16 protein-coding genes are annotated in these 12,145 nt (G+C 74.1%); 7 read left to right on the top strand and 9 right to left on the bottom strand.

What is annotated here, in order from left to right; genetic code table 11:
- Positions 1–37: 37 nt before the first annotated feature.
- Together BLS67_RS16035 and BLS67_RS16030 are read right to left on the bottom strand one after the other, a co-directional pair.
- Positions 38–595, bottom strand: a complete 558-nt coding sequence (locus BLS67_RS16035) for a hypothetical protein (protein WP_091247019.1) — start codon at positions 593–595, stop codon at positions 38–40.
- Positions 596–918: 323 nt separating this feature from the next.
- Positions 919–1,467: a hypothetical protein gene (locus tag BLS67_RS16030; RefSeq protein WP_131801760.1), complete on the bottom strand. Its 549-nt coding sequence runs from the start codon at positions 1,465–1,467 to the stop codon at positions 919–921.
- A gap of 127 nt (positions 1,468–1,594) precedes the next feature.
- On the opposite strand from BLS67_RS16030, the gene BLS67_RS16025 reads away from it, so the two are divergent.
- Positions 1,595–2,125 (top strand): tetratricopeptide repeat protein, encoded by a 531-nt coding sequence (locus BLS67_RS16025; protein WP_091247015.1) that lies wholly within the window; start codon positions 1,595–1,597, stop codon positions 2,123–2,125.
- A 36-nt stretch (positions 2,126–2,161) separates the two neighbouring features.
- Here the strand turns inward: BLS67_RS16025 and BLS67_RS16020 are convergent, their stop codons facing one another.
- A complete protein-coding gene (locus tag BLS67_RS16020; RefSeq protein ID WP_091247013.1) occupies positions 2,162–2,353 on the bottom strand; it encodes a hypothetical protein in 192 nt (63 codons plus the stop codon).
- A 133-nt stretch (positions 2,354–2,486) separates the two neighbouring features.
- Here BLS67_RS16020 and BLS67_RS24525 point away from each other — a divergent pair, with 133 nt between their 5' ends.
- The gene (locus BLS67_RS24525; protein ID WP_242654130.1) at positions 2,487–3,698 is read left to right on the top strand and encodes a helix-turn-helix transcriptional regulator; all 1,212 of its coding nucleotides are present in this window, start codon (positions 2,487–2,489) and stop codon (positions 3,696–3,698) included.
- Positions 3,699–3,784: 86 nt separating this feature from the next.
- Entirely contained in the window at positions 3,785–4,429 is a 645-nt protein-coding gene (locus BLS67_RS16010) for a hypothetical protein (RefSeq protein WP_091247011.1), read from the top strand.
- Positions 4,430–4,435: 6 nt separating this feature from the next.
- On the opposite strand, the gene BLS67_RS16005 is transcribed toward BLS67_RS16010, so the two are convergent.
- Entirely contained in the window at positions 4,436–4,759 is a 324-nt protein-coding gene (locus BLS67_RS16005; RefSeq protein WP_091247009.1) for a hypothetical protein, read from the bottom strand.
- A 54-nt stretch (positions 4,760–4,813) separates the two neighbouring features.
- On the opposite strand from BLS67_RS16005, the gene BLS67_RS16000 reads away from it, so the two are divergent.
- A complete protein-coding gene (locus BLS67_RS16000) occupies positions 4,814–5,329 on the top strand; it encodes an HAD domain-containing protein (protein WP_091247006.1) in 516 nt (171 codons plus the stop codon).
- Here the strand turns inward: BLS67_RS16000 and BLS67_RS15995 are convergent.
- From BLS67_RS15995 to BLS67_RS15985, 3 genes are all read right to left on the bottom strand, one after another.
- Positions 5,326–6,903 carry a PP2C family protein-serine/threonine phosphatase gene (locus tag BLS67_RS15995; protein WP_091247003.1) on the bottom strand — a complete coding sequence of 526 codons (1,578 nt, stop codon included), beginning with the start codon at positions 6,901–6,903 and terminating at the stop codon, positions 5,326–5,328. The two genes, BLS67_RS16000 and BLS67_RS15995, sit on opposite strands and share 4 nt — an antisense overlap.
- A 62-nt stretch (positions 6,904–6,965) precedes the next feature.
- Positions 6,966–7,277: a hypothetical protein gene (locus BLS67_RS15990; protein WP_091247002.1), complete on the bottom strand. Its 312-nt coding sequence runs from the start codon at positions 7,275–7,277 to the stop codon at positions 6,966–6,968.
- A 90-nt stretch (positions 7,278–7,367) separates the two neighbouring features.
- Entirely contained in the window at positions 7,368–8,195 is an 828-nt protein-coding gene (locus BLS67_RS15985; protein WP_091247000.1) for an aldo/keto reductase, read from the bottom strand.
- A gap of 87 nt (positions 8,196–8,282) precedes the next feature.
- Between BLS67_RS15985 and BLS67_RS15980 the strand changes: the two genes are divergently transcribed.
- On the top strand, positions 8,283–8,726 hold the full coding sequence (locus BLS67_RS15980; protein WP_091246997.1) for a hypothetical protein: 444 nt from the start codon (positions 8,283–8,285) through the stop codon (positions 8,724–8,726).
- On the opposite strand, the gene BLS67_RS15975 is transcribed toward BLS67_RS15980, so the two are convergent.
- The gene (locus BLS67_RS15975) at positions 8,716–9,666 is read right to left on the bottom strand and encodes a D-2-hydroxyacid dehydrogenase family protein (protein WP_091246995.1); all 951 of its coding nucleotides are present in this window, start codon (positions 9,664–9,666) and stop codon (positions 8,716–8,718) included. The genes BLS67_RS15980 and BLS67_RS15975 overlap by 11 nt on opposite strands.
- 88 nt (positions 9,667–9,754) lie before the next feature.
- Here BLS67_RS15975 and BLS67_RS15970 point away from each other — a divergent pair, with 88 nt between their 5' ends.
- Both BLS67_RS15970 and BLS67_RS15965 read left to right on the top strand, forming a co-directional pair.
- Positions 9,755–10,438: a helix-turn-helix domain-containing protein gene (locus BLS67_RS15970; RefSeq protein ID WP_091246994.1), complete on the top strand. Its 684-nt coding sequence runs from the start codon at positions 9,755–9,757 to the stop codon at positions 10,436–10,438.
- A 56-nt stretch (positions 10,439–10,494) separates the two neighbouring features.
- Positions 10,495–11,235: a hypothetical protein gene (locus BLS67_RS15965; protein WP_242654129.1), complete on the top strand. Its 741-nt coding sequence runs from the start codon at positions 10,495–10,497 to the stop codon at positions 11,233–11,235.
- 14 nt (positions 11,236–11,249) lie between these two features.
- Here the strand turns inward: BLS67_RS15965 and BLS67_RS15960 are convergent, their stop codons facing one another.
- Entirely contained in the window at positions 11,250–12,104 is an 855-nt protein-coding gene (locus BLS67_RS15960; protein WP_091246990.1) for an NAD(P)-dependent oxidoreductase, read from the bottom strand.
- Positions 12,105–12,145 lie beyond the last annotated feature (41 nt).

The following is a 12,145-nucleotide window of genomic DNA, read 5'->3' as shown; positions in this document are numbered from 1 at the left end:
GTCGTGCGGAGGAAGCCCTGCGGTACCGGAGGACCGGTCAGTCGTAGGGGTTGGTGAGGACGGCGTGCGCCTGCACCGCGGTGAGCTGGACGGTGGGGCCGTCGGTGGTGGTCGTGCCCCCGATGTCGACCGGTGCGCTGCCGTCGACGGTGAACGTGCCGCCCCAGGTGACGGTGAGGTAGGTCGAGTAGGTGCCCGACGTGTAGTCGTAGGTGACCGTCTCGTCGGGGTAGGGAGCGCCCGGACCGTCGGAGGTGACGACGGCGTCGCCGTTGCCGGTGTGCCAGGTGAAGGACTGCGCCCCCGCCGTGATGACCACGACGAAGCCACGGATGTCGACGGTGAACACCTGCTCGGTGGGCGCGTCGGTGTAGAAGATCGTCGGCAACCCGACGAGGACGGTGCCCCCGGGCGGCTGAACGGTGGTGGTGAGCTGCGGCAGCGGGAGCGTCTGGAAGTAGGCGAACACCTCCGCCGGCGTCGGCGCCGGGTTCAACTCGGTGACGTCGACGCAGCGGGAGCCGACGACTGCCCAGTTCCCGGCCACCGCCCCGACGTCGGGACCGTCGGTGACCAGCGCCCGGCGTGAGACCACGTAGTAGTTGACGATCCGGTCAGGCGGAGCCGCGCAGACGGGTTGGTTCCCGGTGCAGCCGCCGACCTCCGCATCGTCGGCCTGGCACTGGGTCCGCAGCCGCCACTCGTAGGGACGCGGTGGCGCATCAGCCGCGCCGGCGTTGCTGGCGAAGTCAGTGCCGCCCGGCCGCTCTTCGTAGTACGAAGGGAAGAGCGCTCCATCTCCGGCACTGACTTCGGGGGCTGCTTCACAACCGACCAGGCCGCATGCCCTTGCCACTGTCGGAGGAAGCAGAAGTGCGCCGAGCAGCGCAACGAACAGAACAGGGACAAAGCGGCGCACTAGTACTGCTCCGCATTTAGTTGTGTCACAAGCCAGACTGTCCTGACGCTGTCCCATTCGAGAACTAGACCGCCGCTCAGCCGCGTAGCAGGGGTCGATCGGTCGGGTACCGCCTGACCGCTGGCATCGAGGAGCGTCGATGCGGCTTGCGACATCGTGAGAGTCAAATCGGCGGTTCGATCACGGAGGACTATCGGCCCAACTGAAGAAATCATCAGGTCCGCACCGTCGTACCGATTGCCTGCGGCGCGTTCCGCGTCAAAGCCGGCGGCTAACTGATCGCACGTCTCGCAACCATCGCTCAGGGCGAGAAACGGCTCCCCGTTCATCGAGGATCGAGCGAGATCAATGAGGTCCAGGTAGTAAGTGGCCATTGCCAACGCGCCGGCTTCGGTTTGTTCGCGGGCTTCGGCGGGGACCGGGAAATCGGCTGGGCCGAGGAGTGCCAGGGTGGGTTCGGCCGAGGTGGTGGCGGCGGTGGGCAGGGTGTTGCTCGGCGTCCCGGGGTCCGAGCACCCGGCCAGCCCCAGGGCCAGCACGGCGACCACCGGCACCCACGCACCTCGACGCACAGTCCGCTCCCCGGGTCGATCGACAGTGCGCGGGAGTCTATGCAGGTCAACGACGTGCACGGCACCTGCCTGTGGATGATCGGCGCTCGCTAGGGTCGGTCAGGTGCGCGAGCCCCTGACCTACGACGACCTCGAGGCGACCGAGGGCCACCGCTCCCCCGACGCCCACCGCACCCTGGCGGAGTCCCTGCTCGAGTGGGCCTCCGTGGTGCACCCCGACGACGAGCCGTCGACGGCCGAGCTGCTCGCCGAGGCCGGCTGGCACCTGGACCTGGCCGGTGACACCGACGCCGCGATCGCGGTCTTCCGCCGCGCGGCCGAGGCGGAGGGGCGCCCCGCCGTCCCCGACACCCGGTGCTCCATCGCCGCCGTCCTGCTCGCCTCGGGCCGCCCGGACGAGGCACGGGCGGTGGCCGACGAGCTGCGGCGCACCCGACCGGGCGTCACCGACTGCACCGCGATGGCCGAGGTGTTCGAGACCGCCGACGACCTGGTGCAGGCCGCCCGCTGGACGGCGATCGGGCTGGCCCGGGTCGAGCTGGCCACCGACGACGAGCTCGACACCGGCGAGGTGGAGCAGCTGCTGCACACCCGGTCCCGGATCCGCACGGCGCAGGGCCTCCCGCCGGACTGAGCGGTCCCGCCCCCGTCGAGGGGGCGGGACCGGAGCTCACTTCTTCTTGGCCTTCTTGGCGGCCTTGCGGGCCTGCTTCGCGGCCTTCTCGGCCTTCTTCGCGGCCTTCTTGGCGCGCTTGCGGTCCTTGCCCTTGTCCGCGCCCTTGACCTTCTTGAGCAGCTTCTCCCACTTGGACTCGGCCTTCTTGACGGCCTTCTTCGCGTCCTTGGTCGCACCGTTCGCCATGTACGTCTCCTCCGTCGTGACCCTCGTGGGCCGGATGTGATCGGTTGACGATCATGCCCGAGCCCCCCGCGGCGGCAACCCGACGGTGCACCGGGGCCTTGCCGGGCCACCCCGGGTCCGCCACGCTCCGTGCGTGTCCGTGCCCCGCCCCGTGGCGCTGGTCGGCCTCGCCGGTGCGGCGGCGGTCCTCTGCCTGGTGCAGCTGCGCCTGGACGGCGACCACGGCTTCGCCACCGACCCGGTCGGCGCGGTCGCCCTCGCCGCCGGCGCCGTCGCTGCCGTGGTCGCGTCCACCCGGCTGCCCGGCCCCGCGCAGCGCCCCGCCCGGTGGCTGGCGGCGTCGCTGCTGGCCTACCTGGGGGCCGCGGCCTGGGCGGTCGGCTCCGGGGACGCCGTGGCGGTCGCGGTCTGGACCTCCGCGTGGATCCCACCGCTGGCGCTGGCCCAGCTGACCGCGGCGGCGGCCGTGCGGCGGAGCGGGACCCCCGCGTGGGACGCCCGGCTCGTGGCCGCCGTCCTCACCGCGGCCGCGGTGGGCAACCTGCTCCTGACCAGCGCCACCGAGCCGTTCACCGGCGTCCCGACGATCGCCCCCGAGGCCTGGCGCACCGCCCTCGCCCCGCTCGGCGACCTGCTCACCACCGCGGCGGCGCTGGCCCTGCTCCTCCTCCCGGTCCGGCTCGGCCGGGCCGCCGCGACCTCGGCGGGGCCGGCCCGCGCCGGGCTCGGGATCGCGGCGGCGGGGACGGCGACCGCGCCGCTGGTCGTGCTGTTCTGCCTGCTGCTGGCGGTGGCCCGCGATCCCGGCGCGGTCGAGCCGGAGCTGGGGTCGGTCGCGTTCCTGGTGGCGCTGGCGGGGGGCGCGGCCTGCGCGGCGGGGTGCGCCGTGCTCGCTGCGCGGGACGCCGCCGACGCCGTCCCCGCGGTCGTGCGGACGACGACGGTCACCGCCGCCGTCCTCCTCGTCCTGGCCGGCGGCACGCTGCTGGCCGCCCCGACGCTGCAGCTGCCCCCGGCGCTGACCGTCGTCGGGGTCGTCGTCCTGGCGGTGGCCGGCGTCGGCGGCGCGTGGCTGGCCGGCGGTCGGCTGGCCTCCGCCCTCGTGCCGGCGGCCGCGCCCGCCGCACCGACCCGGGTGCCGGGGTTGACGGCGCGGGAGAGCGAGGTGCTCGGCCTGCTGGCCGCCGGGGCGAGCAACGCGGGCATCGCCGCGCAGCTGGTGATCTCCGAGCGGACCGTCGACGCCCACCTGCGGTCGGTGTTCACCAAGCTGGACCTGCGGCCCGACGGCGGCACGAACCGTCGCGTGCAGGCGACCCGGATCTGGCTGCAGCACACCTCCTGACCTGCGGATAGGTGCTGAGGCCGATGTTCCGCGGCCCGCCTCCCCCCGACGCTGGGCGCACCGCTCCCGCCCACCGGAGGTACCCCGTGATCGACACCCCCACCCGCCTCGCCCCGCCGCGGGCCGCCGTCCTGCTCCTGGTCCTCCTGCTGGCCTCGCTGGCCGGCCGGGTCGTGTTCGCCCTCTGGGAGGGCCCCTTCGACGGCTCGATCGACTGGGCCGATGCCAGCCGGCCGGGCTTCTGGTGGATGAACCTGTACCTGGGCGGCCCGAGCTACACCGTCTCGTTCGTGGCGGCGGCGGTGTTCCTGGTGCTGCTGGGCCGGTCGTCGGCGCTGGCGTGCCTGGCCGGGGTGCTGGTCGGCCTGGGCGGGATCGTGTTCGGGGCGGTCATCACCGCCGAGGTGCTGCCGTTCGCGTTCGCCGTCGACCCGGCCGTGCTGCCCGAGGTGGCCGGTCGCGAGCTGGTCGAGGGGCTGAACGGTCGCCTGGACCTGCTGCTGCCGACCATCCTGGGGACGACGGTCGTGGTCGCCGTCGGCGGACTGCTCGGCCTCGTCGCAACCCTGCGCGCCCGGACCGCGCCGGGCTGGTTCGCCCCGGCCGCGATCACCGCGGTGGTCGTGTCGCAGCTGCTGCCCCAGGTCGGGCTCACCGTCGTCGGCTACCTGGTCGAGACGGCGGCCCTGGCCGGCATCGGCTGGTTCGGCACGCGGGCCGCCGCGGACTGAGCCGGCTCAGGCGCCTCCGTCCCCACCACCGCCGCCCCCGCCGCCGTCCGACCCGGACGAGCCGCCGTCGGACCCCGAGGACCCGCCGTCGGTGCCGGAGGAACCGCCGTGGTGGCCGCGCCCGGCGCCGCCGTCCGCCCCGCCGTCCGCTCCCCCGTCGGACCAGCCGACGTAGCCGGCACCGGCACCGGCACCGGCAGCGGTCCCGGTGTCGGTGGAGCGCGTCGTGTTCGACCTCCGCACGGCGGTGTGCCCGGTCTGCCGCAGCAACGACCGGATCGCCAGGGCGACGACGACCACGGCGAGCACGATGACGATCAGCCTGATCATGTGGCCCACCCTGCTGCCTGGGCGGCGTCCGCGCCAGCAGGGTAGGACGGTGGCGTGCACCCACCCCTGGTCCTCCTCGACGTCGACGGCGTGCTGAACGCACTGGACGACGGCGTCTCCCCCGGCCGGGAACGCGGGGTGTTCCGGGGCTACACGTTGTCCTGGGACCCGACGGTCACGCGGCGGCTGGCCGACTGGCACACCTCCGGCACGGTCGAGCTGCAGTGGCTGACCACCTGGGCGCAGTACGCCGACGAGCTGCTGGCCGATCCGATGGGCCTGCCGCGCGGGTTGCGCGTGCACCACCGCGAGGACGGCGAGGGCCCGAGCGGGTTCACCACCGCCCTGGCCGGCGCCCCCGGCTGGTGGAAGCTGGTCGCCGCCCGGGCCGTGGTCGCCGAGCAGCCCGACCGTCGCGTCGTGTGGATCGACGACGACCTGGGCCTGCAGGCCGACGACGTCGCCGGCTGGTTGGCCGAGAACCCGCAGGTCATGGTCGTGGCGCCGCTGCTGGAGACCGGCCTGACCCACGCCCATCTGGACGCCGTCCAGAGCTGGCTGGGGTCCTAGCGGTTCGCCGAGGTCCGGTCGTCGGCCGGGGCGCGGGCGCCGGGCACGGCGCGGCCGCGCTGCAGGCAGACCACGGTGTGGTCGTCGCGGCGGGGCCGGTTGCCGCCGAACCGCATGCTGGCCGCGGCGACGGCGTCGACCACCCGCTGCGGGTCGTCCGTGCCGCTGGCCCCGACCGCCTGCCGGATCCCCTCGACCCCGAACTCGGCGCCCCCGGCGTCGCGCGACTCGGTCACGCCGTCGGTGTGCACGAGCAGGACGTCGTCCGGGGCGAGCCGGCTGCGCACCGTCCGCCACCGGCGCCCGGCCATCACCGACGACAGCAGCGGCCCGGTGGTGTCCAGCTCGGTCCAGGTGCGGGCGGGGCCGACGAGGAGGCCGGCGGGGTGCCCGGCGTTGGCGTGCGCGACGGTGCCCTCGTCGGGGTCGAGGACGGCGACGAAGGCGGTGGCGAACTGCCCGGCGGGGGCGTCGGCGAGGTCGGCGCAGACCGCGGCCAGCGCCTCGCCGGGGGCCAGGCCGGCCCGCAGCGCGGTGAGCAGGCTGTGCTTGAGCCGCAGCGCGAACACCGCGCTGGCCGGCCCGTGGCCCGCGACGTCCCCGACCACGACCCCCAACCGGGACGGCGCCAGCGCCACCGTGTCGAACCAGTCGCCGGCGAGCACGCCCTCGGCCGGGTCCAGCCGGGCGGCGACCGCGATGCCGGGCACCTGGCCACCGACCGGCTCGAGCGCGGCCCGCAGCGCCTCCACCGCGGGGCCGCTCTGGGCGAGGGCGTCCAGGGCCTGCCGGGTGCCGTGCAGGTCGGCGGCGAGCCGGTCGCGCATCGCGGTGACGTCGGTGGCCAGGCTGCGCATCTCGGGTGCCCCGGTCGCCGGCAGGGCGGCGGCCAGGTCGCCGGCCGCGACGGTGCGGGTCGCGGCGGCCAGCCGGCTCAGCGGACGGACGACGGCCCGCCACAGCACCAGGCACCCGGCGACGGTGACCACGAGCAGCATGGTGAGCGTGGCGGCGAGCAGCCCGGTCATGCGGGTCTGCAGCTCGGCGAGCCGGTCGGCGGTGCGGTCCTCGGCGGCGGTGACCCAGTCGGCCAGGGCGCGTTCCCGGTCGCGGATGGCGTCGAAGAGCTGCTTGCCGCGCTCGGTCTCGGCGACGGAGCTGGCGGCGTCGGCGTCGCCGGTGCCGACCAGGTCGATCTGCGACCGGGCGTGGTCGACCCAGCTGTCGTGGGCGTCCTCGAGGGCGTCGACCAGCTCGGTGGGCCCGTCGACGGCGGTCCAGCTGCCGCGCAGGGCGGTGGTCAGCTCGGGGGTGGCCCGGGCAGCCCGCTCGTAGGGCGCCAGGAAGGCGGCCTCGCCGGTGAGCAGGTAGCCGCGGAGGCCGGTCTCCTCGTCGACGTAGCCGGTGAGCAGCTGGCTCTCGATGCGGGCGACCTTCGCGAGGTCGTCGCGGTGCTGCTGGGTGCGCTGCACCTGGGTCTCGGTGGACCAGACGGCAGCTGCCGCGGACAGCGTGAGGCCGATGACGACGATGCTCGCCACGAGCACCCACCGGGCCAGGCCGCGCCGCGCCACCCAGACCTCCCCCGGTCGACGTCCCCGGATCGCGGACGTCCCGGCAGGCTATCGGTCCGGGGTCAGCCCCAGCTGCCGACGCGGGCCGCGGCCAGGTTCGGGTCCTCGTCGCGCCGGTTCCACCAGCGCGTGGGCACCGGCACGGGCAGGGCGGCGGCCAGCTCGTCGTGCAGGTCGTCGCTCTCGTCGTCCTCGGTGGGGTCGATGCCCTGCACGGCGTCGCGGATGGCCTGGACCATCAGCGTGCCCAGCCCGACCAGGAGCCAGAGCATCGCGATGCCGGCCAGCGGTGGGACGAAGCCGCCGACCACGAGGGGGGCGACGACGCCCCACAGCAGGACGCGGGTCGAGACGGTGCTGGTGGATCGGTCCACGGGGTGCTCCTGACGACGGGCTGGTCCCTCGTGCATCGGGGGCCACCCGCCGTCGGTTGAGCACCTCTCACCCTTCGGCGTGATGCGCGGTCAGAACTCCTCGTAGCGGGTGGGGTCCTGGTCGTAGGTGCGGCCGTCGGGCCGGCCGAGCGCGCTGATGCGGGCGACCTCGTCGTCGGTGAGTTCCAGGTCGGCCGCGGCGAGGTTCTCGGCCTGCCGCTCCGGGGACGCCGCCTTGGGCAGCGGGAGCGCGCCGAGGGCGATCGACCAGGCCAGCGCCACCTGCGCGGTGGTGGCGTCGTGCGCGGCGGCGACCTCGGTGAGCACGGGGTGCTCGAGCAGGTCGTAGCCGCGGCCCAGCGGGGTCCAGGCCTCGGTGATGATGCCGTGCTCGGCGCCGTAGGCCAGCAACTCGGCCTGCGGGAAGTAGGGGTGCAGCTCGATCTGGTTGACCTGCGGCAGCTCGCCGGTCTCGGCCTGCAGCCGGTCGAGGTGCTCGGGCTCGAAGTTGCAGACGCCGATGGCCTTGACCAGCCCGCGGTCGCGCGCCTCGATCAGCGCGCCCCACGCCTCGACGTACTTGTCGACCCCCGGGTTGGGCCAGTGGATGAGGTACAGGTCGAGCACGTCGAGGCCGGTGCGGAACAGGCTCTCCTCGATCGTGGCGATCGCCTCGTCGCGCGCGTGGTGCCGGCCGGGGAGCTTCGAGGTGATGATCAGCTCGTCGCGCCGCCCCGAGTTGCGGACGGCGCGGCCGACGGCGCCCTCGTTCTCGTAGTTGAACGCGGAGTCCAGCAGGGTCCAGCCGCCGTCGATCGCCCGCTCGATCGCCGCGACGCCCTCGGTGCCGTTGAGCCGGTAGGTGCCGAAGCCGAGGGCGGGCAGCGTGAGTCCGGCGTGGGCCGTGAAGGTGCGCATGGCGTCAGTCAACCGGTGGGGTCCGACATCCGCAGCGCCTGTGGACAAGATCATCGTGACCGGCGGATCTGCGGCACCCTGCCCGCCATGACCGCCATCCAGCACCCCTCCGTCCCCGTCACCGACGCCGCCCAGCTCGCCGAGCGCTGGCAGCACCTGCTCGGCACCGAGGGTCCGCCGTCCCGGCGCTCCCTGGTGCTCAGCTGGCTGCGGCCCGACGGCACGTCCGCCCCGCTGCTGGTGCCGATCGACGACGTCCCGACCGAGCCGGACCGCGCCCTGCTGGCCCACCTCGTCGACCTGACCGCCGCGGTGGCCGAGGCCGAGCACCTGTCGCCGGCCGACCTGCACCTGGCGCTGTACCTGGAGCGGCCGGGCCCCGCGAGCCCGCTGCCCGAGGACCACGCCTGGGCTGCGGCGGCCGACACCGTGCTCCGCGGACGCGAGGGGGTCGACTGCAGCCTGCACGTCGGCGACGGGTTGACGGCGACCGCGCTGCTGCCGCGCAGGTCGTGGCCGACTACGCGGTGAGCACCCGCATGGGCTCGTCGCGCAGCCAGGCAGCGACGTCCTCGACCGCGTCGCGCCAGAAGACCTCGTAGGTGCGCTCGGTGACGTAGCCCAGGTGCGGGGTGAGCACGGCGCGGCGCAGCTCGCGCAGCGGGGAACCCTGCGGCAGCGGCTCGGTGTCGAAGACGTCCAGGCCGGCGCCGTGGATCCGGCCCGCCCGCAGCACCTCGACGAGGGCTGCCTCGTCGACGATCGGCCCGCGGCTGGTGTTGACCAGGATCGCGGTCGGCTTGAGCAACGCGAGCTCGGCGGCGCCCAGCAGGCCGCGGGTGCGGTCGGAGAGCTTGAGGTGGATGGTCACGACGTCCGCCGTCCGCAGCAGGTCGTCGCGCTCGACCCGGCGCACGCCGACCTCGGCGGCGCGCTCGTCGGTGAGGTTTGCACTCCACGCGACGACGTCCATGCCGAAGGCCTGCCCGACCCGGGCGACCTGCTCCCCCAGCCGGCCCAGCCCGATGACGCCGAGGGTGGCGCCGGCGAGGTCGCGGCCGACGGTGTGCTGCCAGCCGCCGGCCCGCACCGCGGCGTCCTCCTCGGGGATGCGCCGCGCGACGGCCAGGACGAGTGCCCAGGTCAGCTCGGCGGTGGCGGGGCCGTGGGCGCCGGTGCCGCAGACGGTGATGCCGAGGTCGCCGGTGGCGGCGAGGTCGATGGCGGCGTTGGCACCGCCGGTGGTGACCAGCAGCCGCAGGTCGGTCAGCCGCTCGAGCACCTCGCGGGGGAACGCCGTCCGCTCGCGCATGGCGACGACGACGTCGAACCCGCGCAGCCGCTGCACGAGGGCGTCCCCGGCCACCGAGTCGGCGAACGCCACCACCTGGGCGGGTTCGGGCAGGGTCGACCAGTCGGCGAACCGGGCGGCGGCGGACTGGTGGTCGTCGAGGAGCGCGATGCGGTGCACGCCGTCCGGTCTACCGGCACTTCCGCCCCTTCGCCGGGCGCGTCCATCCACTCTTGCTCGACAACGTCGTTAGAACGACACTTTTCGCATGGCCCTCATGACGACGCGACAAGCAGCCGAACGCATGGGCTTGTCGGTCCGCCAGGTCCAACGCCTCATGACCGACGGTGCACTGACCCGCATCGGGACGGACCGCATCGAGGCCATCTCCGTGGAGCAGTGGCTCGCACAGCGCCCCACCCACCGGGTACGTGCGTGGGCGGAACCGACCGCCTGGGCGGCGGTCGCCCTGCTCGAGGGGCAGAAGGTCGACTGGGTCGACCAACCGCGCCGGTCCCGCCTGAGGACCGCACTCGTCGACGCAACACCTGCAGAAGTGGTGGCCAGGACCCGGGACAGGGCCCGCGTGCGCCGGTACTTCGCCCATCCCCAGGCGCACTCGTGGCTGAGTGGGCTCGTGGTGTCGTCGGGAGCCTTGACCGCGACGGCGGGACTCAGTGCGGCCTCCGAGCACGAGCGGGTGGACGGCTACGTGTCCGCGGACGAGGTCCTGCGTCTGGTCATCCGCTTCCGGATGGAGCACGACCCGGGCGGCCACATCGTGCTGCGGGAGACCACGATGCCCATCGATCTGGTCCGGAGCCTCGCCCGCGGTCGGCAGCAGGTGCTCGCCGGACTGGACCTTGCAGGATCGACGGACGACCGTGAGAGAGCGGCCGGGCGGCAACTCATCGCATCCGCCCAGTCGAGGCTCGGGGACCGCGCGCGGTGACCGGACCCATCCTGGTCCCGACGCCACCTGGCGGCTGGGCACGACCGTGGCCGGCCGTGGCGGAGCTGAGCCAGGAGCTCCACCCGGACACCTGGATGCTCATCGGCGGACTCATGGTCCAGATCCACGCTGCTGCGGCCGGGCTGCCCATCGTCCGCGCCACCGAGGACATCGACGTCCTGCTGCACGTCGAGGGCGGTCGCGGCCGAGCCGCGGAGGTGGCGGGGGGTCTGGAGCGGTTGGGATACCAGTTGCGTCCCGGCTTCGACCCGAGGACGGCAGCAGCGCACCGTTTCGTCCGCGAGGGAGCTGTCGTGGACCTGGTCACCTCCGACCCGGAGCCCGACACCCAGGACTCTGTGGTCGACGTCGTCGTCGCCGACCACGTGCCACCTCGGGTCCTGGAGCGGCTGAAGGGCTACGACATGGTTCCCGTTGATGGCGGCACCCAAGCTCGCCGCCGGGCCACGACAGCACAGGTGGACATCACCGACGAGCCGACCGTCGTCACCGTGCCCAATGCCTTCGGAGCTCTGATCCTCAAGGCTGCAGCCCACAAGGCCGACTCACGTGACCCCGGTCGGCACCTCCTGGACGCCGCAGTCCTGCTGGCATGCGTGGACCCGTTCGAGGACCGAATCCCGTCGGGCAGCGACCGGGGGCGACTCCTGCACCTGCAGGAGCACCTGGGGCGGCCGACCGCTCCCGCGTGGTTGCAGCTACCCGAGGGCGCCCGACGCAGCGGCCTGGCTGCTCTCGGCCTCCTTCTCGAGGAGCCGAGAAGCGCCAGCCGCTGATGGCCGGTCGAGGTTCAGCGCTGGAAGGCGTGCCAGACCGCGGCGATGTCCTCGTCGCCGTGCCCGGCGTCGGCGGCGCTCGCGTAGAGGCTCGCCAGCGCGTCGAGCAGGGTCGGGTCGACGCCGGGGGTCTCCGCGGCAAGCCGGACGTCCTTGAGCAGGCCGGTCACCTCGAACGACGGCGTGAAGTCGCGGCCGATGACGGCCTTGCCCTTCATCTGCAGGTAGGGGGTGTCGACGGCGCTGCCCTCGACCGCGGAGAGCAGGTCGGCGGGGTCGACGCCCAGCCGCTCGGCGATGGTCAGCGACTGCCCGATGCCGGCGGTGAGGGTGGCGATCCAGGCGTTGGCGGCGATCTTCAGCGCGGAGGCCTGCGGGGGTGCGCCGACCCGGACCTGCTTGACCGAGATCGCGTCGAGCACGGGCTGGATGGCCTCGACGTCGGCGTCGGCACCGGCGAGGAGCGCGGTGAGCTTGCCCTGCTCGGCGGGCGCCTTGGTGCCGAGAACGGGGGCGTCGAGGAAGCGGACGCCGGCCTCGCGGGCGCGGTCGGCGAACTCCTGCGCGGCGACCGGCCCGGTGGTGGAGGCCTGGATCCAGATCGCGTCCGGCGTCATCGCCGGCAGGACGTCGTCGGCCACCGACCGCACGGAGTCGGCGTCGAACAGCATGGTGAGGACGGCGTCGGCCCCCTCCACGGCCTCGGCAGCGGACGCGGCCGCGCGGTCACCGAACGGCTCGGCCTTCTCCGGGCTGCGGTTCCACACCCGGACGTCGAGCCCGGCGTCGACCAGGCGCTGCGCCATCGCGCCGCCCATCATGCCGAGCCCGAGCACTGCCACCGACTGCACCGTCTTCGTGTCACTCATCCGCCGGTCGTCCCCGGGCATGCGCCGTCCCACACCTGCGC

Source organism: Klenkia soli (genome assembly GCF_900103975.1).
GTDB lineage: Bacteria > Actinomycetota > Actinomycetes > Mycobacteriales > Geodermatophilaceae > Klenkia > Klenkia soli.
Note: the sequence above shows the minus strand (reverse complement) of the source record. Positions and strands in the feature narration are given on the sequence as shown.

Bases quoted from the DNA above. Each gene is read 5' to 3' on its own strand.
- BLS67_RS16005 (WP_091247009.1), bottom strand. From the start codon at position 4,759: ATGATCAGGCTGATCGTCATCGTGCTCGCCGTGGTCGTCGTCGCCCTG.
- BLS67_RS16020 (WP_091247013.1), bottom strand. From the start codon at position 2,353: ATGGCGAACGGTGCGACCAAGGACGCGAAGAAGGCCGTCAAGAAGGCC.
- BLS67_RS15985 (WP_091247000.1), bottom strand. From the start codon at position 8,195: ATGCGCACCTTCACGGCCCACGCCGGACTCACGCTGCCCGCCCTCGGC.
- BLS67_RS15970 (WP_091246994.1), top strand. From the start codon at position 9,755: ATGGCCCTCATGACGACGCGACAAGCAGCCGAACGCATGGGCTTGTCG.
- BLS67_RS15960 (WP_091246990.1), bottom strand. From the start codon at position 12,104: ATGAGTGACACGAAGACGGTGCAGTCGGTGGCAGTGCTCGGGCTCGGC.
- BLS67_RS15980 (WP_091246997.1), top strand. From the start codon at position 8,283: ATGACCGCCATCCAGCACCCCTCCGTCCCCGTCACCGACGCCGCCCAG.